The sequence below is a fragment of the Flaviaestuariibacter amylovorans genome, assembly GCF_039541815.1.
GTDB classification, from domain to species: domain Bacteria; phylum Bacteroidota; class Bacteroidia; order Chitinophagales; family Chitinophagaceae; genus Flavisolibacter; species Flavisolibacter amylovorans.
In genome coordinates this window covers 360867-384500 of sequence record NZ_BAABGY010000001.1, presented here as the reverse complement: position 1 = coordinate 384500, position 23634 = coordinate 360867, and the positions used below count along the sequence as shown (strand labels likewise).

18 protein-coding genes are annotated in these 23634 nt (G+C 62.5%); 8 read left to right on the top strand and 10 right to left on the bottom strand.

Annotation, left to right across the window (positions count from 1 at the left end; translation table 11 throughout):
- Positions 1 to 15 precede the first annotated feature (15 nt).
- The gene (locus tag ABD937_RS01610) at positions 16 to 1425 is read left to right on the top strand and encodes a S41 family peptidase (protein ID WP_345252861.1); all 1410 of its coding nucleotides are present in this window, start codon (positions 16 to 18) and stop codon (positions 1423 to 1425) included.
- Positions 1426 to 1478: 53 nt separating this feature from the next.
- Here the strand turns inward: ABD937_RS01610 and ABD937_RS01605 are convergent, their stop codons facing one another.
- Both ABD937_RS01605 and ABD937_RS01600 read right to left on the bottom strand, forming a co-directional pair.
- Complete coding sequence (locus tag ABD937_RS01605) at positions 1479 to 2048, bottom strand: DsbA family protein (protein ID WP_345252860.1); 570 nt, start codon at positions 2046 to 2048, stop codon at positions 1479 to 1481.
- 47 nt (positions 2049 to 2095) lie between these two features.
- The gene (locus tag ABD937_RS01600; protein ID WP_345252858.1) at positions 2096 to 2476 is read right to left on the bottom strand and encodes a response regulator; all 381 of its coding nucleotides are present in this window, start codon (positions 2474 to 2476) and stop codon (positions 2096 to 2098) included.
- 282 nt (positions 2477 to 2758) lie between these two features.
- On the opposite strand from ABD937_RS01600, the gene ABD937_RS01595 reads away from it, so the two are divergent.
- Both ABD937_RS01595 and ABD937_RS01590 read left to right on the top strand, forming a co-directional pair.
- The gene (locus ABD937_RS01595) at positions 2759 to 3691 is read left to right on the top strand and encodes a 1-phosphofructokinase family hexose kinase (RefSeq protein WP_345252856.1); all 933 of its coding nucleotides are present in this window, start codon (positions 2759 to 2761) and stop codon (positions 3689 to 3691) included.
- Positions 3692 to 3733: 42 nt separating this feature from the next.
- Positions 3734 to 4585, top strand: a complete 852-nt coding sequence (locus ABD937_RS01590; protein ID WP_345252854.1) for a glutamate--tRNA ligase family protein — start codon at positions 3734 to 3736, stop codon at positions 4583 to 4585.
- Here the strand turns inward: ABD937_RS01590 and ABD937_RS01585 are convergent.
- The 7 genes from ABD937_RS01585 to ABD937_RS01555 all read right to left on the bottom strand — a co-directional run bounded on the left by ABD937_RS01585 (position 4573) and on the right by ABD937_RS01555 (position 11057).
- A complete protein-coding gene (locus tag ABD937_RS01585; RefSeq protein ID WP_345252852.1) occupies positions 4573 to 5427 on the bottom strand; it encodes a hypothetical protein in 855 nt (284 codons plus the stop codon). The two genes, ABD937_RS01590 and ABD937_RS01585, sit on opposite strands and share 13 nt — an antisense overlap.
- A 27-nt stretch (positions 5428 to 5454) precedes the next feature.
- Entirely contained in the window at positions 5455 to 5934 is a 480-nt protein-coding gene (locus ABD937_RS01580) for a hypothetical protein (RefSeq protein WP_345252851.1), read from the bottom strand.
- 10 nt (positions 5935 to 5944) lie between these two features.
- Positions 5945 to 7288, bottom strand: coding sequence for a zinc metalloprotease (locus tag ABD937_RS01575; protein WP_345252850.1), 1344 nt, complete (start codon positions 7286 to 7288; stop codon positions 5945 to 5947).
- Between the two features lies 1 nt (position 7289).
- The gene (locus ABD937_RS01570) at positions 7290 to 8084 is read right to left on the bottom strand and encodes a retropepsin-like aspartic protease family protein (protein WP_345252849.1); all 795 of its coding nucleotides are present in this window, start codon (positions 8082 to 8084) and stop codon (positions 7290 to 7292) included.
- Entirely contained in the window at positions 8047 to 8694 is a 648-nt protein-coding gene (locus ABD937_RS01565; RefSeq protein WP_345252848.1) for a hypothetical protein, read from the bottom strand. Before ABD937_RS01565 ends, ABD937_RS01570 begins: the two co-directional genes overlap by 38 nt.
- Before the next feature lie 43 nt (positions 8695 to 8737).
- Entirely contained in the window at positions 8738 to 10114 is a 1377-nt protein-coding gene (locus ABD937_RS01560; protein ID WP_345252847.1) for a phosphodiester glycosidase family protein, read from the bottom strand.
- A gap of 70 nt (positions 10115 to 10184) precedes the next feature.
- Complete coding sequence (locus ABD937_RS01555) at positions 10185 to 11057, bottom strand: hypothetical protein (RefSeq protein ID WP_345252846.1); 873 nt, start codon at positions 11055 to 11057, stop codon at positions 10185 to 10187.
- A gap of 476 nt (positions 11058 to 11533) precedes the next feature.
- Here ABD937_RS01555 and ABD937_RS01550 point away from each other — a divergent pair, with 476 nt between their 5' ends.
- The 4 genes from ABD937_RS01550 to ABD937_RS01535 all read left to right on the top strand — a co-directional run bounded on the left by ABD937_RS01550 (position 11534) and on the right by ABD937_RS01535 (position 15454).
- Positions 11534 to 12724: a cytochrome-c peroxidase gene (locus ABD937_RS01550; protein ID WP_345252845.1), complete on the top strand. Its 1191-nt coding sequence runs from the start codon at positions 11534 to 11536 to the stop codon at positions 12722 to 12724.
- Between the two features lie 306 nt (positions 12725 to 13030).
- On the top strand, positions 13031 to 14224 hold the full coding sequence (locus ABD937_RS01545; RefSeq protein ID WP_345252843.1) for a hypothetical protein: 1194 nt from the start codon (positions 13031 to 13033) through the stop codon (positions 14222 to 14224).
- A gap of 63 nt (positions 14225 to 14287) precedes the next feature.
- The gene (locus tag ABD937_RS01540) at positions 14288 to 14722 is read left to right on the top strand and encodes a hypothetical protein (protein ID WP_345252841.1); all 435 of its coding nucleotides are present in this window, start codon (positions 14288 to 14290) and stop codon (positions 14720 to 14722) included.
- Positions 14723 to 15088: 366 nt separating this feature from the next.
- A complete protein-coding gene (locus ABD937_RS01535) occupies positions 15089 to 15454 on the top strand; it encodes a hypothetical protein (protein WP_345252840.1) in 366 nt (121 codons plus the stop codon).
- 87 nt (positions 15455 to 15541) lie between these two features.
- Here ABD937_RS01535 and ABD937_RS01530 read toward each other — a convergent pair whose 3' ends face one another.
- Positions 15542 to 16801, bottom strand: coding sequence for a DUF2779 domain-containing protein (locus ABD937_RS01530; RefSeq protein WP_345252839.1), 1260 nt, complete (start codon positions 16799 to 16801; stop codon positions 15542 to 15544).
- A 169-nt stretch (positions 16802 to 16970) separates the two neighbouring features.
- Between ABD937_RS01530 and ABD937_RS01525 the strand changes: the two genes are divergently transcribed.
- Positions 16971 to 23513, top strand: coding sequence for an immunoglobulin domain-containing protein (locus ABD937_RS01525; protein ID WP_345252838.1), 6543 nt, complete (start codon positions 16971 to 16973; stop codon positions 23511 to 23513).
- Positions 23514 to 23634 lie beyond the last annotated feature (121 nt).

The following is a 23634-nucleotide window of genomic DNA, read 5'->3' as shown; positions in this document are numbered from 1 at the left end:
CAAACCCACGATCACATGAAGCCCTGGCTCCTGCTGCTCGCCTTGCTTACCGGCACGGCCGCCCTCGCCCAGACCGACAGCACCGCTGCTCCCCTGTTCACCGCCGAGGAGGTCCGGAGCGACCTCGATTCCCTCTACAGCGCCCTGCGGGAGAATCATCCCGACCTCTACGCCCACTGGCCGAAACCGGATGCCGACGCCGCCTTCGCGGCACTCCGCGCCGGGGTCACCACGCCGCAGCGCCGGACCAGCCTGTATCGCCTCATCATGCCCTTCATCGCGCGTTTCCGCGACGGCCATACCTTCCTGGATGTCGACTTCGACAGTCCGGAGCTTGCGCGCTACGAGGCGTCGGGCGGACGTTACTTCCCGCTGCGTGTCCGCATCATCAACGGACGTGTCTACAGCCGCGATACGCTTGCCGGTACCCGCACCCTTTATCCCGGCGACGAGCTGCTGCACATCAACGGGCGCCCCGCCGGCAGCATCGCCAAAGAGCTCATCGACGGCTGGCCGGCCGATGGACCCGAGTATGCGCGCGTATCCGTAGAACGCCTCTTCGGCTATGTGCTGTGGCTCATGTATGGCTGGGGCAACGACACGCGCCTCCTCGTGCAGCAGGGATCAAAAAAGAACACGGTGGTTGTGCCCGGGGTGTCGCGCGAGGCGATGCTGGCCGGACTGTTTCACAAGGGCGTCAACTGCTCGATGCAGCTCCAACCCGACCTGAGTCTTGCCGTAGTGACCATCAACGCGTACAAGGAGGTACAGAAAACAAAGGCCTTTATCGACTCCTGCTTCCGCGTCATCCGCACCGAAGGTATCCGGCACGTAGCCCTTGACCTGCGCCGGAACGGCGGCGGCAATTCGGCCATCGGCGCCTACTTCATCGCCCACCTCTCCCGCACGCCCTACAGCGTGGTGCGGAGCAAGAGCTGGCGCCTCGGACCCCTCGTAACCGCGCTTCCCGAGCAGCACTGGATGCGCGCCTCCATCCGCAACAATGAGCAGACCTACAACCGGTCCGGGCAATACCTGCACTCGCCCGCTTTTGCGTCGGAGGCGCCGGCGCCGCTACCGGATACAACGCTCTTTGTACCCTCACGCTTCTACCTGCTCACGAGCACGGTCACCTACTCCTCCGCGCACATGACGGCCCTGGCCGTAAAATGCGGCGGGCTCGGCACTATCATCGGGCAGCCTACCGGCGAGCGGCTCGACCTGACCGGAGAGATTCTCGAATACACGCTGCCCGCTACGAAGCTGAAGATCGTGATCCCGGCGGCGATGTACCGCACGGCCTGCGGCAACGGCGCCGACGTGGGCGTGCAACCCGACGTGCCCGTGCCGCTGCGTATTGCCGACCTGCGCGCCGGCCGGGATGCCGAGCTCGAAGCGCTCCGGGAGCTCCTCCGCAGGCAATAAAAAATGCCGGACCGCATTTCTACGGTCCGGCATCGGTATGAACACAGCGGCACTCAGGCCCGCTTGCTGCTTTTCTGTGGCTTCGTGCTGCTTGCTGCGCGTGCTTCTTCCACGGCCGCTTTCAGGTTGCGTGCAGTGATCTCTTTGGTGAACCGGACGCCGTTGATGAACAGGGCCGGGATGTCGGATACGCCCATCGAGAGCCCCTCGCGCAGGTCGTCCTGCACATACCAGCCCCAGTCGCTGTTGAGCAGCCGGTCGAGGTAGTGCTTGTCCTTGACGCCCACCTCGCGGGCATAGGACTTCAGGCTGATGGTGCCCAGCGTGAGGCGGTGCTGGAAGAGCAGCTCGTGCATCTCCCAGAACTTGCCTTCCTGCGCAGCGCCGATGGCAGCCTCTGCGGCCTTGTGCGCTTTCTGGTGCAGGCGCGTGAGCGGGAAATGGCGGTACTGGTAGCGCAGCTCCGCAGGCTGCTGCTCCACGAGCGCCCGAACGACGTCATGGGCCGCCCCGCTTGCGGCGCTTTCATAATCCCCAAACAGTATGAGGCGCACCGGGGCTTTCTCCGCGCCCAGGAACAGTTCGCTGGTAGGGATCACCGGTGCTACTTCTTTTTGCTTCATAAACGGCTCCTTCTGTTGTTTTAATCGTAATGAGTGGGCAGCTGCCCTTAATTGGCAGAGAACTGCGGCAGTTGCGACCAGCTCGCGCCGCGGCTGTCGTCGAGGACGAGAAAGCGGCGGATGCGCTCGTAGCGCAGGCGCACGAAGTGGTCCTTCACGCGGGTGCGCAGCGTATCGGTGCCTTCCCCGGCATAATGGAACACCGCCACGTCGGGCTGGAGAATCGGCAGGAGGGCACGCAGCTTCAGCGGGTTCAGGCTGCCGTCGGTGCCGTCTACCACGATGGCCCCGAAAGGCTGCTGCTGAGCCAGTTCGAGGGCCTGCTCATCGCTGCCCGCAAACACGGCTTCCCAGGCGTCGGCAACCGCCCAGGCACTGAGCGCTACCGCGTCGTTGTTGGAAATGATCAGGATCTTGTTCGTTTTCATGCTCCTTTAATAGCAAACAATATGCTATTCGGAAAGCTTACCCGGAACGGCAGGAATGCTGCCTGCCTGACGGCTAAGGAAATGTTAATACGCCGGAACGGCAGGTAGCCGGAACCCGCTCCCAAAGCGGTATAGCACGACCCCACGGTGGCAGCACCTCCTTTTCCGCGGCAAGAGCTTGTTAAACCGGTAGAAAAGATTAACAACGCTTTTCGGCCGGCGCGGGCAAGCCCCCAGCTGCCGCCTAAATGCTTTGCCCTTAACTTGGGCCAAACACGTTGTATGATCGTCACCCTCACCTTTAACCCGGCCGTCGACAAGACCACCACCGCAGACCGGCTCATCCCCGAGAAAAAGCTGCGCTGCTCGCCCCCCACCCTGGAAGCAGGCGGCGGCGGCATCAACATCAGCAAGGCGTTGCACGAGCTCGGGGCGGAAAGCACGGCGCTGTTCCCGGCCGGGGGCCCTAACGGGCAGGTGCTGGAACGGCTGCTCCGCGACCGCGGCATCCGCCACGTGGCGGTGCCGGTCTCCGGTGATACCCGGGAGAGCTTCACCGTGAACGAGGCGGCCACTAACGGGCAGTACCGTTTTATCCTGCCGGGTGGCGCACTTTCGGAGGCCGAGATCGAAGCCCTGTTTGCCGCGCTGGCAGCGCTCGCCCCGCAACCCACCTGGGTGATCGCCTCCGGATCGCTGCCCCCCGGCGCACCCGAGGACCTCTTCGGCCGCCTGTCGGCACACTGCCGCCGCCTCGGGGCCCGCTTTATCGTCGACACATCAGGCGCGCCGCTGCAACGCGCGCTGGAGGAAGGCGTCTTCCTGCTGAAGCCCAACCTCTCTGAGCTGAGCGCGCTGGCCGGCCGCGAATACGTAGAACTACAAGACGTGGAGGCGGCCGCGCGCGAGGTGATCGGCAGCGGTCGCTGCCCGGTACTGATCGTGTCGATGGGCCCGGCCGGCGCCCTCGCCATCAGCAAAGAAGCGACCTACCGGGTTCCGGCGCCCGTGGTGCGCAAGCAAAGTACCGTAGGAGCAGGCGACAGCATGATCGCCGGCATTACGTATATGCTGCAGCGCGGCGAGCCCCTGCTGACGGCCGTGCGCTTCGGCGTGGCCTGCGGCACTGCCGCCACCATGAACCCGGGCAGCCAGCTGTTCAAAAAGGACGACGCCTGGCGCCTGTACGAGTGGATCGCGGCGCAGGGCTCCTGAGCTGAACGCTCCGCGCTATTTTGCATCCCTAAACAAGCTTCCTTGGCCGCTCCATCGTCCTTTACCCGCACCCGCATCGCACCAACACCCAGCGGCTTTCTGCACCTGGGCAATGCGGCTTCCTTCCTCCTCACGGCGGCCCTCGCGCGCCGCACCGGTGCGCGCCTCCTGCTCCGGATCGACGATATGGACCGCGAGCGGGTGCGTCCCGCCTACCTGCAGGATGTCTTCGATACCCTGCGCTTCCTGGAAATAGACTGGCAGGAAGGGCCGCGCGATGCCTTGGATTTCGAGCAGGCCTGGTCGCAGCGGCACCGGCTGCCGCAATATCTTGCCGCGCTGCAGCAGCTGCGGGAACAGGGCGTGGTGTTTGCCTGTACCTGCTCGCGGGCCGACATCCTGAAGTCCAGCGCCGACGGCACCTATCCTGGCACCTGCCTGCATAAAAATCTCCCGCTCGATACACCCGGCGCAGCCTGGCGGCTCGATACGTCCACAGCGGCGCCACTGCGGGTGCAGTCGCTCACCGGTGTCCGGGAAGTGCCCGGGCTCCCTCCATCGGTACGGCATTTCATGGTACGGAAAAAGGACGGGCTGCCCGCCTACCAGCTAAGCTCGCTGGTTGATGATGTGTACTATGGGGTAGACCTCGTGGTGCGCGGCGCCGACCTCTGGGATTCGACCCTGGCACAATTGTACCTGTCGCGGGTGCTGGGCCTGGATGCATTTTCAGATTGCACGTTCGTACATCACGGGCTGGTGCCCGGTGAAGATGGCAGCAAGCTGTCGAAATCGGCCGGCGCCACTTCGGTGCGCGAGATCCGCGCAGGAGGCGCTACGCTCGTAGATATACGGGATCGCGTCCGGGAATTCCTCAACGATCAATCGATATAAAATACGAGCAGGTTGGTGCTTCGCTCGATGCGGGCCTCTGCATTGCTCGCGTTGGGCTGCAGGTCCTGCAGGTAGGCGCCATTATAGGCATGCAGGATGTTGCGGCCACCCGTTTCCATATTGAGCAGGAAGCTCACCCTGAACCCGTCGTGCTCGAGGATCTCTTTGGCATAGGCGGCGGAGAGGTTGAGCGTCAGGTCGGAAGGCGCGTCCACCACCACCTGGTGCTCGGATCCCCCCTTCGTACACAGGGCCAGGAAGCGCCGCTCGCGCTTCTCGCCGTAGTTCAGGTCGGGTTTCGCGGCCGGGCGGAACGAGGAGAAGAGCAGCTGCGTCTGGAACAGCGTCACCCTGTTCTTCTCGGCCCAGTCGAGGAGGCGCACGCGGTCGACGGAAGATTCGCGTGGCGACAATACCTCTTTCCCGGCGTCGGTACGGATATAGACGCTGCGGGCACCGAGGTCGGCGATGGTGGTCTCACCGGTCGGGTACATCAGCACAATGCCGTCCATCCGCGGGTCGGCGACACGGCTGACGACGGTACCCTCATCAATGCACATGCCTACGGGGCGGGCGTCCATCTCCCAGGAATCGGAGAAGGCCCCGACGGTCACCAGCAGCACCTCCCTGTTCTTTTTCCATTCCTGGTAGCGGGCATAAGCGTTCTGCGCGAAGAACTTCGTCTTCACCCGGCCGTCGCCGATCTTGAAATCGAACAGCACGTAGCGGTGGTTGTTGTTCATGTAGCTCTTCTTCCGGAAGTGGCCGTCGAAATAAAGCTCCTGTGCCGACAGGCCGGCAACAAAACCAAACGAAAGAAGCAGGGTCAGTAGGAAACGCATATCGGTATTGTATTGCTGCTTGCGGCGCTACTTATCGCAGGCTTCCATCCCGCGGAGCAGCGCGTCTTTGTTATAGCCGATCCGGTAGGTGGAATCGACCTGGGTGTTGATGAATTGAACGAGTTGTTGCAGGTCGTCGTGGTAATAGTTCTGGAAGCGCACGCGCCGCACGGTCGAATCCCCGGCATGATAGGCAAGCGTCATCACCTGCCCGTCTTCCAGGCACTTGTTGGCATAGCGTACCTCCCTGAAGCGGAACATGCCCTGACGGCTCTGCCCGAGGGCCGCGCTGGCCGCCTTCGTGTAGAGCACGCTGTCGAAGCCCGTACCGCTGTTGGCGAGATGCACGGCGATGCCGCTGCTGTCGACCTCGTACCGAAGCACGTCGCGCGTGGGATACTGGTGCAGCGAGAGGCTCACCTTATCGATGGAACGGAGGGCTTCCTTCTGCGTGCAACGGAAGGGACCCGCGGCCAGCAGCGCCAGTCCGGCGATCAGTAGTTTCATGCGTGGGACTTTATTTGTGCCAGATTTCGAGATAGCTCGGGTATACCTTGCTCATGCGCGGCACCATGTTCTCCACGGCGATGTCGTCGATGGGATAGCCGTAAAGGGCAAGCAGCTTCTTCATGCCATAAGCCTTGCCTTCGTCGTCGGGATGGAAGAAGCGGATGGTCAGGGGCGCCGGCAGGCGGTCGGCAGCGCGCTGGGGCACGGCATTCTTCTCCTCGGAAAAAGCCTTGACTTCGTATTCGGGCGTAGCGTCGATCACCTTGCGCACGAGGCGCACGATCTCGCGGTCGGCTGCGGTACAGGGGATGAGGCGGATCTCATCGAACTTCGTACGCGTGGGCACGGGGTCGGTCTTGGTCCACACCTCGATGTAGTCGGGGATGGTGCTGCCCATCACGGCCACCATGTTCTCCACGTTGATCGCGTCGTCGTCGTAGCCCTCGGCCACCAGCAGCTTCTTCAGCCCGTTGGCCTTTGCCTCGTCGTTGTCGGCGAAGTAGCGGATCGTCACCGGCACCGAAAACTTGTCGGCCACCTTCGTGGGCACCGGCTTCGTTTCCATTGTGAAGGAGGCGGCGCGGATGGCGGAGGATTTGCTCATGAGCTGCCTGAGCGTATTGGCCTTGTCGGTCACGTCCATCGTGCAGGGGATGAAGCGGATCTCCTTGAGCTCGGTCACGGCGGGGGCGCTGCCACCCGGCTTTCCGTAGATCACCTGGATCCCCACTACGTCGTTGGGGCTGAGGCGTCCGTGGTTCGACCACTTGGGGTTGCAATAGTTCATCACCGAAGCGAGGTCGCAGGGCGTTACGTAAAAGTCACCGTCGGAGCCCTGCGGGTCTTCGTTGCAGAGGCAGTCGGCGCGGTTATGCTCGTGGGCGAGGCCGAGGGCATGGCCGAACTCGTGCACCGCGATGAATTTGATGCAATCCTCTTTGGAGATCCGGCATTTGAAATCGCCGAGGAAATCGAAGTTGAGTACCATGCCGTCCGGCTTCCCGTCGAGCATGGTGCCGAGGCCCTTCGTATGCGGGTGGCCCGTGGGGTCGATCCGGATGCGGATGCCTTCCGAGGAGGCAGTGGCCGCACCCCAGCCGGTGAAGTTGATGTTGGCCACTTTACCCCAGCTGTTCGTAATGGCGTCGCGTACCCACGCACGCTGCTGCGCGTCGGAGGAGGTGGGATTCTCCCAGCTCACCTCGATCACGGTGCGCCCGTCGGGGCGGCTCGGCCAGCGCGAATCCTTGAGCATGTTGATGCCGCTGATCGGGTGCGGGTCCTGGGCGCGCGTCGTCAGCGTAAGCAGCGAGCAGAGTACGACCAGCAAAAAGGAGTTTCTAGCGTTCATATCAGTTGTTTATCCAGATTTCAAAATAGCCGGGGAGGGCACTGTTGAAGTACGGGGTCATGTCTTCGAGCGTGATCTGGCCCGGCTTGTAACCCAGCTCCGCGAAGCGCTCGCCGAGGGCCTTGGCAGCCGCGGCGTCGGAACCGTCAAAATAGCGGACGGTGATTTTATTGTAGATCCGCTTCAGCGCGTTGGCCGGCGGCACCTTCGGCTCCTGGCTGATGTCCTGTATTTCTACGATCGAGCCGCTGACCGACTTCAGGAGGCGGGCCGTCTCGGCGGCGGCATCGGCGGAGCAGGGAATGAGGCGGAGCTTCGGGATGGGCAGGAGGGTGTTTGCCGTTTCCTTCAGCACGATCTGCCGCCGGTTGCGGTCGATCGTAACCTCGGAGAAGCGCCGTATGATGCTCTGGCCGAGAAGCAGCGGCGCCTGCTGGTTGCTCAGCACCATCGCCTCCGCGTCGCGCAGCTCGTAATCGCCGATCCGGAAGCTTTTAATACGTACCACCGCCACGTCGGCGAGCGATCCGTCGGCCAGCTTCGTCTTGGTGCGGTACTTGATGTCGGCGTCGCTGAGCTGCATGCCGTTGACCAGCTCGTTGTAGAAACGCTGTCCGAAGGAGAGCATCGTGGCGCCCGGGTCGAAGATGAAGCGCGCCTCCGTACCGTTGATCCGGATGTCGATCTCCAGTACGTTAGCCCTGTTCTCGTAGAAGGGCACGCGGTAGGTCTTGTCCTGCCCGTTGGCCCACAGCACGCTACAGGCGAATACCGTAAAAAGTGTGCTGCGTAACATACTTATGACAGGTGGATTTAAAGAGAATGGCCAGGAGTACGGTCATCACCAGCACATAGGAGAGCAGGAGCCGTGTGCGCTTCCGCTTGCGCCAACCGGAGAAGGGGTAGAAGGTGGCGGCATAGAAGGCCAGCAGGGCCGCGGCGCCGGCTACGAGTGGCCAGAAATACCAGCGGTGCACCATGCGGCTGTGGATATACGCATAGTCGCCATTGCAGGCGTAGTGGGCCAGCTTGATGAAGTCGGACGGGCGCGGCTGGTAGATGAAGAACTGGTTCTGATGATAGGTGCCGATGAGGGCCGTCACCTGCGCGTCTACCGGGTCGAGGCGGCCGCTGTCGAGCTCGGAGCGGAGGTGCGCCGCCAGTGCCGTGAGCAGCACCTCTCCTTTTACCGACTGCTCGTTGCGGGCCGTATCCGCCTTGAGGCGGAGCGCGTAATCGGTCATGCGCACGTAGTCGGCCGCAGGTGCGGGCGCAAAGTGCATAGTGTCGATGGCGTCGATCGAAAGCGCCTCGAGGTGCTTTACGGGGTCGCCGGCCGATGGCACGGGCCCTTTGCGGGCGCAGGCGGTACAAAGAAGGAGCAGCAGTAGTAAGGGACGGTACATATCGATGGGATTAGGCCGGCACCCGAAGTTCGGTGCCGTTTGGTCAGAGCTTTACGGAGCGCTTGGCGGTATCCTTTTTAGGCATAACGGCCGCGGGCTTCTGCGGTGTCGCTCCCTTGGCGGGCGCGGCTTTCAGATCGGCCTTAGCAGGATTGCCTTTCGGGGTCGTTTTGGCAGCCGGTACTTTCGGATCGGTCTTTCCGGCAGGCACGTTTGCACCCGCTTTTGCCGGTACGGCCTTCGTGTCTGCGGGAGGGTTCGTGGCGCCCGGCTGTGCAGGCGATGTCTTCGGCTGCCCGCCCTTCGGCTGCTCTGTAGCCGGCTTTGCGGGCTCGGTAGTAGCTTTCTTCGGCGCCTCCGGCTTCGCTTCGTCGTTAGCGGGCTGGATGTACTCGCGCGTTTCTTTCTGAGACTCTTTACGGCTTACCGTGATGAAGACACCCAGTTGCTGTGACTGCAGTGGTTCAGGGCGGATTTCGGGAGCATAGTATTGGCTCACTACGCCATCGAGATAAAGCGCATTATTACACTCGAGTTTTTGAAATAATTCTGCTAACTCGTAGAAGTTTACAGGTGCTTCCGAGACAAGGAAGATGACATTTCCTTCTTTATTTACACCTACTCCATTACGGATTTTCAAGTTAGGCGACCCTTTACGGAAATTGTCGTTGATCTTGCCGTTGACCACCAGCATGGGTCCCGATTGAGTCGCTACTTTTAGTTTGCGGCCCTCCTGATAGCTGTCGCCTGTGATGACCTGGGCCTTATCCTTGGTGTCGATCAGGAAGATGCCGTTGGGCTGTATCTCGTAATAGTTGCCGGTTCCTTCTTTTCGGTTGTTCACCTGCTTGGACGTCTGCCCGTTGGAGACAAATAGGCCCACAGGGCTAAGGTCCGGTTCGAACATGCCGCCGTTCACTGCAAACAGGAGATCCTTCTGCCGCACCTGGCGCAGTGAAGCGAACGTGTGCGGATTCTGGTCGCTGTCCCTTTTGTTGAACGACTCGATCCGGTATTTATCCGGGTCGATCTCACAATGGAAATATCGCTTTCCATAAAAAGTGACACGGCTGAACAGCTTATTGGTACCAACCGGCTCCTTCAATGGCGTTTCAGATTGGTCCGTCTTCGGCTGCTCGGCATGCGTGCCTTCCAAAGGAGGCTCCAGGAATACCGTATCATTGGCATGGAGCGCGCCCTTCAGAGCTGGGTTGTATTGTCGCAAGAGGCCTAATTCAATCTCTTCAATCTCGCTGATGTCTTTAAGAGACTCGCCTTTTTGAGCAATGACATGTCTCCGCTCCTTCTTCTTCTCCGGCTTCCCCTGCGCGCTACAGCTGGAGCCGAGCGCCAGCAGGGCCAGGAGCGGCAATCCGAACAGCCGCAGGGCAAAACGGGAAATCGTGCATTGATGCATCATACCTGTGGGTTGATTGGTGGTGGTACAGAACGCCCTGGCCCGGAAGCGCGTGGCACCCGGGCCGGACGCTTTAGTCGACGTAGTATACGATCAGGTTCGTGGCGTTCTCGAGCGAAGGGGCCGGCGTGCAGGACGTCTTCGGGCTGACGTCCTCGAGCGAGGAGCCGTTGTGGGCAAAGAGCAGGTTCTTGCAGCCGGTATCCAGGTTGAGGATGTACAGCACCGAGAAGCCGTCGTGCTCGAGCACTTCCTTCGTTCGGCTGGCCGCGAGGTTCAGCTCGAGCGCGTCGGGCGCGTCCACCACCACGTGGTGCACCACCCCGCCCTTGCGGCAGATCGACAGGAAGCGGCGCTCACGCTTGGCGCCAAAGGTGGGATTGCCAAAGTTGCTGCTGCGGTCGGAGGAGTACACGAGCTGCGTCTGGAACAGCGTCACGCCGTTCTTCTCCCCCCAGTTGAGGAAGTTGACGCGGTCGCTCGCCGAAGAGCGCGGCGCATACGACACCGAGTTGCTCGACCCTACCGGGTCCTGCACCGTCACGTTCTTGTAGTCCATGTCGACCACGGCCACGCCGCCCTGTTGGGAGCCGCCGTTGTACACGATCACCATGCCGTCCATATCGGAGTGGGGGCTGCGGTTCACGATGGAGCCGTTGTCGACGCAGAGGCCCACCGGCACGGCGTCCGACGTCCACTTGTCGGAGAAGGCGCCCGCGGTAATGAGGAGGATCTGCTTTCCGCTCTTCCAGGCATTGAACTGGCTGTAGGCGTTCTGGGCGAAGTACTTCGCCTTCATGTTCGTGCCCTCGCGGGAAAAATCGTACAGGGTGTAGGTGTTGCCGTAGTGGGTGTAGCCCTTCCGGCGGTACTTTCCACCGTAGAAATCCTGGGCCTGCAGCGCGCCGCAAAGGCAGAGGCCGAGGGCAAGAAGAAGAATTCGCATAAGTCTGTTTGGTTGAAAATTGAGGGTATATGTGTATCAGGGAAGAAACGCGGTGGAGCGCCATCACGCCAACGGCCGGGAGGCCGGCTGCAGCGGCAGCGTCCGGGCACCCGGACAGGATAAATACGGACAGGCGTCCGGAGAGTGCATATAAGCAGTTTTAGAAGTTCGGATTTGGTGGTCCCGACAGGAAATTGGATGGATGTGTGCGGGCGCCTGCGGGCGCTGAATAATCAACAAAATAACACCTAATTCATTGCAATACAAATACCCATTAATTGGTATATGTTGCTTGGCAAGGTGGCTCCGCATGCCCGTTAGGCCGGTCCGGATGAACGAGGGTGCAACATGTTACCGGTGCAGCGATCCTGCCCCTGCAAGCATCAGCAGACTTTTTTATTCGATCCCCGCAGGAATGTGCCGGCAGCGGCGTCTAACCCTCCGTGCCCGCTTACTGACCACCTAACGCTCCTACTATGAGAAAAGTGCTCCTCCTGATCGCCCTCACCGCTGCTACCGCCACCGGCTTTCACTGCACCCGCAAAGACGCCGCGGCCGATACGACGCCTTCCTACCCGGCGGTGGCCGCCACCTTCGGCAACCGTATCGACCTTGCCAACCTCTCCGACTACGCCGGTCAGGGCCGTCCCGCCTATATCGTAAAGGACAATACGGCCGGCAACGCCATCTCCAATGCGAAGGCCACCCTCGGACGCGTCCTGTTCTACGACACCCGCCTCAGCATCTCCAACAGCGTATCGTGTGGCTCCTGCCACCGCCAGGCTTTTGCCTTCGGCGATACGGCAGTCGCCAGCGCCGGCGTGGAAGGCGGCAGCACCGGCCGTCATTCGATGCGCCTCGTGAACGCGCGCTTCGGTAACGAGGTCAGGTTCTTCTGGGACGAGCGCGCCGCTACCCTCGAGCAGCAGGTGACCAAGCCGATACAGGATCATGCGGAGATGGGCTTCAGCGGACTCAACGGAAGGCCCGGCATCGGCACGCTGCTGACGCGCCTCTCGGGCGTCGACTACTACCAGGAGCTGTTCCGCTTTGCCTACGGCGATGCCACGGTAACCGAAGCGCGCATGCAGGAATGCCTCGCCCAGTTCGTGCGGAGCATCCAGTCGTTCGACTCGAAGTATGATGCGGGCCGCGCACAGGTTGCCAACAACAACGCCCCCTTCCCCAATTTCACCGCACAGGAGAACCAAGGCAAGAACCTCTTTACCGCAGCGCCCGTATTCGGCGCCGGCGGACAGCGTACCGGCGGTGGCCTTGGCTGCAACGGCTGCCACAACGCCCCTGAATTCGACATCGACCCGAACTCGCGCAACAATGGCATCACCGGCACCATCGGCAATACCGGCACCGACCTGAACAGCACCCGCGCCCCGTCGCTGCGCGACCTCCTGCGCCCCGACGGCACGCTCAACGGCCCCCTGATGCACACCGGCGCGTTCACCAGCCTGCAGCAGGTGCTGAACCACTACGGCAATATCCCGGCGGTAGCCGGCAACAACAACCTCGACCCGCGCCTGCGCCCCGGCGGCAACCCGCAGCGCCTCAACCTTACGGCCGCCGAGGTGACCGCCGTGGTGGCCTTCCTCCGCACGCTGTCGGGCACCAACGTCTACACCGATCCGAAATGGAGCGACCCGTTCCGGTGATCCCGGCGGCGCTCCTGCACGAAAAAGCCGACTCCCCGGGGGAGCCGGCTTTTTGATGTCCGACAGAAGAAATACGGTAGGCCGGTTGCTGAAACAGACCGACAGTTAGTTTTGGATACGGAACCTAAAGAAAACTTACCGGCACCGGCGCTCCTGCGGCGGAAGGAGCCGTACATCTACGGAGCGCGCCCTGTAGGCAGCCTGACTAAGACGATGCGGGTTGACTTCCGACCGCAATGGTAGAACAAGCCGCGACGGCCGCCTCTTCCATTTTCTTCCATTAATGGCATTCCCGCACCTTTGCGCATGGCCCGGCCGCAGCATCATATCGACCCAGACGCCTTGCGGCAACTCAAGAGCCTTTCGTGCCAGGCCTTCGGCAAGCCCCTCACCCACTCGTTCGAATGCGAACTCCTGAGCACCGATATCCGGAAGGTCACCGGGCAGGCCATCAGCCCGCAGACGCTCCGCCGCCTCTTCGGGTTTCTACGGAGCGACTTCTCCCCCGCCGTGCGCACGCTCAACACCCTCGCCCTGTACACCGGGTTCACGGGCTGGCACGGCTTCCTGGGCAAGCAGGCCCGCCAGGAAGACACCTATCGCCCGCTGACGCTGGCAGAGGAGGCGGGGCTGTACCTGGATTTCTACAAGGTGGACCTGCGCACAGAGGCCGACATGAACTACCACAACGCCGCGCGGAACATGGCCCTGCGGATCCTGTTCAACCCGGGCCTGCTGGCTGCCCTGGCGCCCGCACTGGCCCGCCATCCCGTGGCGCAGGTCTACTTCTTCGAGCGCTTTCCCTTTATCGATGGGCTCTGCGGCCCCTACCGGCGCTTTCTCCCGCTCTACCTCCAGAAGAAGGGCCGGGAGGCGCAGCTCTATGGCAACAACCTGCTGTTTCTTTCGGCCTGGCTGTGCGGCGACCTTAAGGAGCAGCAGCTCTTCATCAACCGCATCCGTCGGCTGCCTCTGGACGAATCGTTGCATCCCTTCATCATCGGGCGCAGCATCGGCAGCCAGCTGCTGTATGAGCTGGAGCATGGCCGCGGTATCGATCGCTTACTGGCGGAGGCGCAGCGCTGGCAGCAGCACTTCCTGCGCCGGGAGCCGGGCGGCGTGTGGCAGTTCCCGTATTTCCCGTTTGTGCTTGCCGACTACCTCAACCTCGCCGGGTACTACGAGGAGAGCCACGCGCTGTTACGCCCCGTAATGAGCACGCGCCGCCGCTTCAGCATCGAGCCCGGCTACCCCGAAGCGCTCCAGATCAACTGGCAGCTGGCGCGGCATAGGGCCGCTCCCGCCGGATTCCTGGAGTGGAGCTCCGGCAGTGCCCCGTTCGAAGGACTGAGCCCGCTCTTTGCGCGGTTCTACCGCCTGCAGGTGGCGCTGGTGCGGCACAGGCTGCTGCCGGCAGGGCGCAGGAAAGAAAAGACGGCCGCAGAAATACGGGCGCTGGTGGCGCTGACCGGCTTTACCCGCTTCGGGGCCGGCGGGTAAGCGCTGCCCTACCGGTGTTTGGTACGTTTCGTGCAGCATCCAAAGGCACTAAAAGACAATTTTATGTTCGATCAGGTAGTTAACATGGTGAAACAACAACTGGGCAACGATCCGCACGTGGCCAACGCCATCCCGGCAGGACAGGAAGACGCGGTGCACCAGGAGGTGGCCACGCAGATCACGCATGGGCTTGCCAAGGAGGCCCCGCAGCAGGGTGGGATCGGCGGACTGCTCAACCAGCTCCAGGGTGGCGTGGCTTCGGGCTCGCCCATCACCGGCGCCATCTCGGGCGGACTCGTAAGCGCGCTGGGCTCCAAGCTGGGCCTACCGCCTGCGGCCACCGGCGCCATCGCGGGCGCCCTTCCCGGCCTCCTGCAAAAGCTGGCCACCAAAGCCAATGACCCCAACGACCCGAGCATCACCCCCGACGGGCTCGGCGGCATGCTCGGCAACCTCGGTGGCCTCGGCGGCAAGCTGGGCGGGCTGTTCGGGAAGTGAAGACGGGATCGGGAATCGGGAATCGTGAATGGCACCCAAGTAGATTGGGCACTCACGTGTTAGCAGGGGACTGCATTGCGCGTGAGCTTCCGTGCATGGTGAGCGGGTGAACGAATGAGCAGGTGAGCAAATTCCTCTCGGAATCCAATAAGGGAAAGGCATTCGGCAGGATGCCTTTCCCCGTTTATTCGAAATCGCCATCCTTCCCGAGGTGCGTCCGGCAAATAAATCCCTTTTACAACTGTGTCCCCTCCGCAGCTTCGGAGCGAAGCGTCGGTCTCCCAAACCTTTCTGAACCCTCCTGAACCTCTCTGAACCTTATTACCCCATCACCCCATTACCCCATTACCCCATTACCTTCGCCGCATGCGCACAATCGCCCAACCTGTATTCAAGCCCGAGATCTCCTTTGCCGTGGAAGCGGTGGAGGAGCGTGCTACCATTGTGCACTGCACGATGACGGAGTTCACGGCCGCGCGCATCTGGCCCAGCACCTTCCTGATTCAGGAAGACGGGGTACGCAAGGGATTGCTGCAGGCTTATGGCATCACGGCCTACCCGAACTGGAAGTGGCTGCTTCCCGGCGAAACCTTTACGCTCGTATTCGAAGGCCTCGACAAGCACTGCCTCCTGTTCGACCTGCTGGAGGAGATCCCCGAGCCCGGCGGCTTTCACATCGCCAACATCGAACGCAACAAGAGCGACGTGTACCGGTTGTTCATCGATGAATGATCTGCGCAGAACAGTGGCCGCAAGCTGCTCCATAAAGCAGCAACGCGCCAACACGCTTTTGACTTTTGATTTTTGGCTTTTGAATTCCTAGCCTTCCTTGGCCAGCTCGTACAACCTCTCCAGGATGCGCACCATCGCCAGCGTGTCGAGCTCGCAATATTCCAGGAGGTCCTTGCGCGTAGCATCGATGAATTCCGGGTCGGAGGAGGCGCGGAGGGCGTTGTAGGCCTGGTTGGCATGATCGCCCGAGCCGATGGCGAGCAGCGCGTAGCTCATATCGGGCACAAGGGCCGGCAGCACGTATTTGAGTGAAAGCTTATTCCCGATGCCCGGTATTTCTACGAGCTTCTGGCTGAAGGGCAGCATCAGGTCCACAAGGCGCGCGGTGAGGGCCGTGATCGCTTCCTGCCATCGCGGGTGATCCGACTTCAGCTGCTCCAGGGTGAGCTGCTCCGAATCGCGGTTGTAGACGAGCACGGTGCCGCTGTTGCCGGTGGCGCGGAGCAGCGCCTCCCCGAAGGAAGCGGTCGGCTCCCGGTTGGTGGGCGCCACAAAGGCCTCGTGCTGCGGCTCCGCGCCGGGCGCTTCGATCCGGTGCACCGAATAGCCGAACGGCAGCTGCCGGAACGGCCAGTGTCCATCCCACTCGGGGATCGCCTCCTGGTACGACTCGAAGTCCATAAAATACAGCGGGTACTGCAGGCCTTCCAGGAAGGCGCGTAATGCGGGCTTGTCGACAATGAGCTCGAGGGGCCCGGAGGGCAGGGGCACTTCGCTGCCGCGGCCTCCCGACGGGCGCTGGTAGGGCGCCTCACCGGCGGCAGAGCGCGCGCGGTCGCGCGCGGCCATGCGCTTGAGCATCTGCATCCGCGGACGCACCTGGCCGGCCATAGGCTTCAGCCGCTTCGCCACGCGCGTTTCGGAAAAAAGCTCCTCCGGCGACAAATGTCCCTGCCGCACATACTGCGGGTTGAGCAGGAGCAGGCACCATTCGTCCACGGCAAGGCCGGCGCCACGGAGCACGGCGTCGTGCAGGGCTGCGTCCACCAGCTGGTGCTCCTTGATGCGGGTGCTCGGGCGCAGCAGGTAAGCGAACCAGCGGCCGCGCTGCTGCAGCAGGATGTCGATGGTGGCCAGGAAGCCGTCGTGGAGGAAGGCAGCGCCGTAGATGATGGGCGCCTCCTCGCGGAGCAGGCGCTTTGTTTCGGCAACTGCCGCCGCAGGATCATCGGCCCGCGGCACCGCCACCCCACCCGGGAAGCGCTGCTCGGCGAGCGCCAGCAACAGGGGATCGGCGGGATGGGCGGCAGGTACGGGCGGCTGGGCAGCAGAACGGCGATCAGGCATAGACAATCAAATGGCTGCGCCAAGGTACGCCAAATACCCGCGCAGCGGCCAGGAAAACAGATCCCGTACGCACCCCTGTGGGCGGGCGCCGCGTACGGGAAAATCTGCAGTAAAAAACGTACCTTTCTAACGTTTTCACAGGAATTACCTGCTACACCAAACCTAGTTTATGAGAAAAATTTACGCACTGCTTGCCGCGGTGCTCGGCGCTACATCGGCCGACGCACAACTTACCGGCACCAAGAACATCCCGGGCGACTATGCCACCCTGGCCGCGGCCCTCACCGACCTGAACACCCAGGGCGTTGGCGCCGGCGGCGTCATTATCAACCTGACCGCAGGCAACGCACAGACCGCGCCCGCAGGGGGCTTCGTGATCGGCGGGACCGGCTCCGCCCTCCTCACAACGGCCTCTGCCGCCAACACGGTGCAGATCCGAGGCAACGGCAACACGGTAACGGCATCGGCCGGGCATACAGCCGGCTCGCTGACCGACGCAGTGTTCAAGTTGATCGGCGCCGACCATGTAGCGCTTTCCGGATTCGTGATCCAGGAAAACGCGGGCAACACCGTTGCGACAGCCGCCTCCAACACCATGACCGAGTGGGGCGTTGCGCTGCTCATGGCCTCGGTTACCGACGGCGCACAGAACAACCGGATCCAGAACAACAGCATCTCGCTCAACCGGACCTACCTCAATACGTTCGGCATCTATACGAGCGCGCGCCACAGCGCCACCACACCGGGTACCGCCGCCGAAGCCACGGCCGCCTCGGGCTCCAACTCCAACAACCAGGTGTATGCGAACAATATCTCCAACGTCAACTTCGGCATCGTGATGCTGGGCTCCAGCCTGGCGATGGATGACGGGAACGACATCGGCGGCACGTCGGCAGCCACCGGCAACAACATCACCAACTGGGGCGGCGGCGGCACCTCCGGCTTCAATAGCCTTACGGGCAACAACTACTGCGTGTTCCTGAACCACCAGATCAACAACAACATGTCCTGGAACACGATCGTGAGCGCGTCGCTCAACCAGAGCCCCACCACGGGCGGCTTTCTCCAGAACTACTCGGTTGCGGCTCCCGCACTGGGCGTGACCACCGTCACGAACGTCACCAACAACACGGTGACGGTAACCAATAACGCCAGTACCACGACCGGCGGCACGGTGATCGGACTCAACGTGCAAGGCATCAATACGCTGCGGCCTGATGCCACCATCAATATGAACAACAACACCGTACAGGGACTCACGCTCAGCGGCAGCACCGCCACCTCAAGCGGCATGACGGCCATCGTCAACCTGTCGGCAGCGGGCACGGTAAACATGAACAACAATACCGTGCTCAACTGCGCCATCACGGCTACCACGGCCACTTCGGCCCTGCTAGCGGGTGTGTCGAGCTCCGGCGCCGCCGGCACGGTGAACATGAACAACAACACCCTTCGCGGACTCTCCTCTACAGCGACCAGCGGTCAGATCCAGGGCGTGATCCAGTCGGGCGCCGTTGTGACCGCGGCCAATCTCAACAACAACAAGCTGGGCGACGCGGTCGGCGGCTTCTTCACCAGCACCGTAGCCACCTCGGGTTCCCTGTTCGGCATAGCCAACACGGGCGGTGCCGCCACCGCCGCCGTTTCGATCCAGAACAACGACATCCGCGGCATCACCTACAACGTGGCCGCAAGCGCCGCGCAGAACTATATCCAGAACGCCGGCTCCACGCTGTCGCAGAACATCTCCGGCAACACGTTCACGAACCTCACCATCAACTCCACCGGGGCCGTGACGTTCCTGAGCAACAACATCAGCACGGCCGCCAACGGAACCGTCACCATCAGCAACAACAGCATCGTAACGGCCTTCAACCGCACGGGCGCGAGTGGCCAGGTGACCTTCCTCAACTCGAACAGCTCCTCTCCCACCACGGTTACCGAGGTGCATTCGGGCAATAACTTCTCGAACATCACGCTGGCCGGCACGTCGTCCATCTTCGGGTGGGTGGCGCAAAGCGGCTCCGGCACAGCGCCCTTTGGATCGGTGAAGACGATCACCAACAACACGTTCTCCAACATCACCTGCGGCTCGGGCTCGGCAATCATCCTCTCGCTCGGATTCAGCAGCGCCACCGGCAACAGCAACATGTCGGGCAACGTGGTCTCGAACGTGACCGGGGGCGGCGCCATCACCGGCATCAACCTCTCCAGCGGCACGCAAAACCTGTTCAACAATACGATCAGCGGTCTTTCGGGTACCGGCACCGGCGCCGTGAGCGGTATGATCATCGCGAGCGGCAATACGCAGAATGTGTATGCCAACAAGATCTACAACCTGCAGAACAACAATGCCGGCGGCGCCGTCAACGGCATCCTGGTAACGGGAGGCATCAACGTGACGCTGCACAACAACCTGATCGGCGACCTGCGCACACCGGCCGTTTCCGCGGCCAATGCGCTCAACGGGATCAACATCACCAACACAGCGGCCACTTCTTTCGTCAATGTCTACTTCAATACGGTGTACCTGAACGCGACGAGCACCGGCACCAATTTCGGATCGAGCGCGCTCTCGGCGAATACGGGACCTACGGTGGACGTGCGCAACAACATCCTGGCGAATACGTCTACGGCTGCCGGCACCGGCCTTACCGTAGCCTATCGCCGGAGCGGCACCGACCTGGCCACGTACGCAGGCGCGTCGAACAATAACCTGTTCTGGGCAGGCACACCCTCGGCCACGAACCTCATTTTCCACGACGGTACCAACAGCGACCAAACCCTGGCCGCCTTCAAGGCCCGCGTAGCCCCGCGCGATGCGGCCTCCATCTCGGAGAACGTCGTCCCCTACTTCATCTCTACCACCGGTACGTCGAACAACTTCCTGCACCTCACCGCCGGCATCACCACCGGGCTGGAGAGCGGCGGTGTCAACATCAGCGGCATTACGACCGATTTCGACGGCAACACACGCGCCGGCAATGCAGGGTACGCCGGCACCGGCGTGGCCCCGGACATCGGCGCCGACGAGTTCGCCGGTGTTTCGGTGAGCCCGTCCTGCGTGGCTCCGACCACCCAGGGCACGGCACTGGTCTTTGGTACGGCCAGCAGCACGGCGCAGGAAGCCAGCTTCACCGCTGCCGGCGGCTCCGTTACGGGCTACCTGATCGTGCGTAGCACGGGCGCCCTCACCGGCACCCCGGTGAACGGCACGGCCTACAGCGCCGGCAACAGCCTGGGCAACGGCGTCGTGGTGGGCACTTCCGCCACGCCTTCCTTTGCCGCCAGCGGACTCACCGCCAACACCGCCTATACGTATACCATCTTTACGTACAACAGCGGCGCCTGCAACGGCGGTCCTGTATATAACACAACGGCGCCCCTGGCCGGAGACGCTACCACCTGCGCCGGCCTGCCCACCGCAGTGACCGTGACCAACAGCGGTGCTACGGAGTTCGCCCTCTCCTGGACGGCACCGACCGGCGGCGCTGCCGGCGTGCTGAGCTATACCCTCGAGGTAGCTACGGACAATGCCTTCACCAACATCGTAAGCACGCAAACCGTCAGCACCACCACGGCTACGGTTACGGGCCTTAACGCCAACTCCCAGTATTTCTACCGCCTGCGCGCCAGCAACGGGGTTTGCGCTTCCGCCAATACCGCGGTTGCCAGCACCAGCACGCTTTGCCAGGGACCTGCCATCACCGGCACCACCCCGGCCACGCGCTGCGGCGTGGGCACGGTGACCCTTCAGGCAGCCACTGCCGCGGGCGCCACCCTTTCCTGGTATGCAGCCGCCACCGGCGGCTCGGCACTGGGCACCGGCACCTCGTTCACGACGCCTTCGCTCACGACCACTACCACGTTCTACGTACAGGCTTCCACGCAGGGAACTGCCTTCAACGTTGGCCCGGTATCGGAAACCACTGCCAACCTCGCCTCGAGCGCGGGCTTCGGGCAGTACTTCCGCACGGCCGATGCCGTGATCATCAACTCGGTGGAAGTGTATCCCTCCACGGCCGGCACCCTGCGCATTTCGCTGGTCAACGCCTCCGGCGTGGTGGTGGACTTCCGCAACTTTACGATCACAGCAGCCGACATCAGCAATACCGTCAAGAAGACCCTCGCGCTCGGCTTCAACGTGCCCGCGGGCTCTACAGGCTGGCAGCTTGCCTACGACATCGGCATCAACCGCGGCATCGGCACGTATACGTATCCCTACAGCAGCAACGGCTTCTCCATCACGGGTAACACGGTCGACGGCAACAACATCACCAACGGTACCCGGAACTACTTCTGGAACTGGAACGTGACGCAGGTGTGCAACAGCGCGCGCACGGCAGTGATCGCTACCGTAAACAGCGCGCCCACCCTCAGCGTGTCGGCAACCCCGGCGGCCATCTGCGTGGGCGGATCGACCACGCTGACCGTACAAAGCACCAACGCCGGCTACACCTATACCTGGACCCCGGGCAACCTCAGCGGCGCCTCGGTGTCGGTAAGCCCCACCGCCACGACCAAGTATTATGTGAATGCCAGCGACAACAGCGGTGGCCCCAGCAATGGCTGCGCCGCCCTCGACTCTATTACCGTGCAGGTGAACGTGCTGCCGGCCGCCGTCACCATCACCCCGAGCACCTCCACGCTCTGCACGGGTGCTACGGCCACCCTCACGGCTTCGGGCGGACAGGTATCGGGCACGCTGATCAACGAGAATTTCAACGGCACGGCACCCGGCTGGACCACCGAGAACACTTCTACCGGCGGCACCCCTGCCAACGCGGCCTGGCGCCTCGTGGCAAGCGGCACCAGCGTCAGCTCGGAAGTATTCGTCAGCAACGACAATTCCCAGTTCGCGCTCACCAGCAGCGATGCCCAGGGCCTCGGCGCCACCACGCGCACGATCCTCAACGCCCCGGTGATCAACACTACCGGCTACTCAGCGCTCACACTCAACTTCTACCACTACCACCGCGTGTATACGCTGGCGCTCTTCGACTCCGCAACCGTGGAAGTGTCGACCAACGGTACTGCCTGGACGGCCGTTCGCTCGTTCAAGACCGCCAACACCGGCGCCTTCAACAACTTCGCGCAGGCCACTGTGAACCTCGATGCCTATGTGAACCAGCCCACGCTGTATATCCGCTTCCGCTACGCCGCCGACTGGGCGTACAACTGGGCGATCGATAACGTGACCGTGACCGGCACCCAGCCGGCAGCGATCACCTGGTCGCCGCAGGCCGGCCTCTTCACCGATGCCGCCGCTACGACGCCTTATACGGGTGGCGCCGCCACTACGGTGTACGCGAAGCCCGCCGCAGCAGGCATGTATAACTATACGGCTACTTCCACGAGCGGGGCGGGCTGCACCAGCAGCACCACGCTGGCGCTCACGGTCTCCCCGGCAACCGCCATCAGCACGCAGCCGGCAGCCACACAGTCGGTATGCGCGGGCAGTGCAGCGACCTTTACGGTAGCAGCTACGGGCAGCGCCCTCACCTACCAGTGGAAGAAGGGCGGCGCCGACATTACCGGTGCCACCTCAGCAACCTATACGATCAATGCCGCTACCGCAGCCGACGCCGCCACGTACACAGTGGTGGTAACGGGTACCTGCGGCAACGTCACTTCCGCCAATGCAGTACTCAACGTGAATGCGGCAACCGCGATCACGACACAGCCGACGGCTGCTCCGACGGTATGCGCAGGTGGTAACGTATCGCTCACGGTGGCCGCTACCGGAACCGGAACGCTTACCTACCAGTGGAAGAAGAACGGGGGCAACATCACCGGCGCCAATGGCGCTACGCTTACGATCAACAACGCCACTGCGGCCGACGCGGCTACCTACACGGTTGACGTGACCGGCTCCTGCGGCACGGTTACCTCCGCCAACGCCGTACTGACGGTAAATGCGGCCACGGCCATCACGACGCAGCCCACGGCACAGGCCGCCTGCGCCGGCAGCGCCGCTACCTTCACGGTTGCTGCATCGGGCACGGGCCTCAGCTACCAGTGGCGCAAAGGCGGCAGCAACATCACCGGTGCTACTTCCGCCACCTACACGATCCCCAGCGTAACGGCCGGCGACGCCGCCAACTACGATGTGGTGATCACCGGCACCTGCGGCTCCGTGACCTCCAACGCGGTAGCCCTGTCGCTCACCGCCGCTACTTCCATCACGACTCAGCCCGTAGGCGCTACCGCCTGCGAGCAGGGCGCAACCTCCTTCACGGTGGTTGCCTCCGGTGCTGGAACGCTCAGCTACCAGTGGCGCAAGGGCGGCACCAACATCAGCGGCGCCACTTCAGCAACGCTGAACCTCAGCAACCTCACTGCCACCGACGCCGGCTCCTACGATGTGGTGGTGACAGGCGGCTGCGGACCGGTGACCTCCAACGCCGTCACCCTCGTGGTGAACAACTGTACCTCGGTACCGAGCCTCGACGCCAGCATCAGCAGCGCGGTTCTGACCCCCAACGCCGTCCGTAACACTACGGTACTCCGCGTGAAGGCTACCCGCGCTGCCCGCATCCAGTGGCAGCTCGTGGATGCCCGCGGCGCCGTGGTGATGACCTTTACGCAAACGGTAACCGCCGGGGACAACCAGCTTCGCTTGCAGCTTGGCCACCTGGCCGGCGGCACCTACCTGCTGTATGGCACTACGGACAAAGGCAAGACCAGCGTATTGCGCGCGGTGCGTCTCTAACCGGATCGCATCCCATAACCAAGAGCCCCGACGGTGTACGTCGGGGCTCTTTTATTTTCGGGCCTTTTGTTTATCAGCCTTGCGAAAGAAATGTTCTAAATGGAATCAACCCAAATCTGAA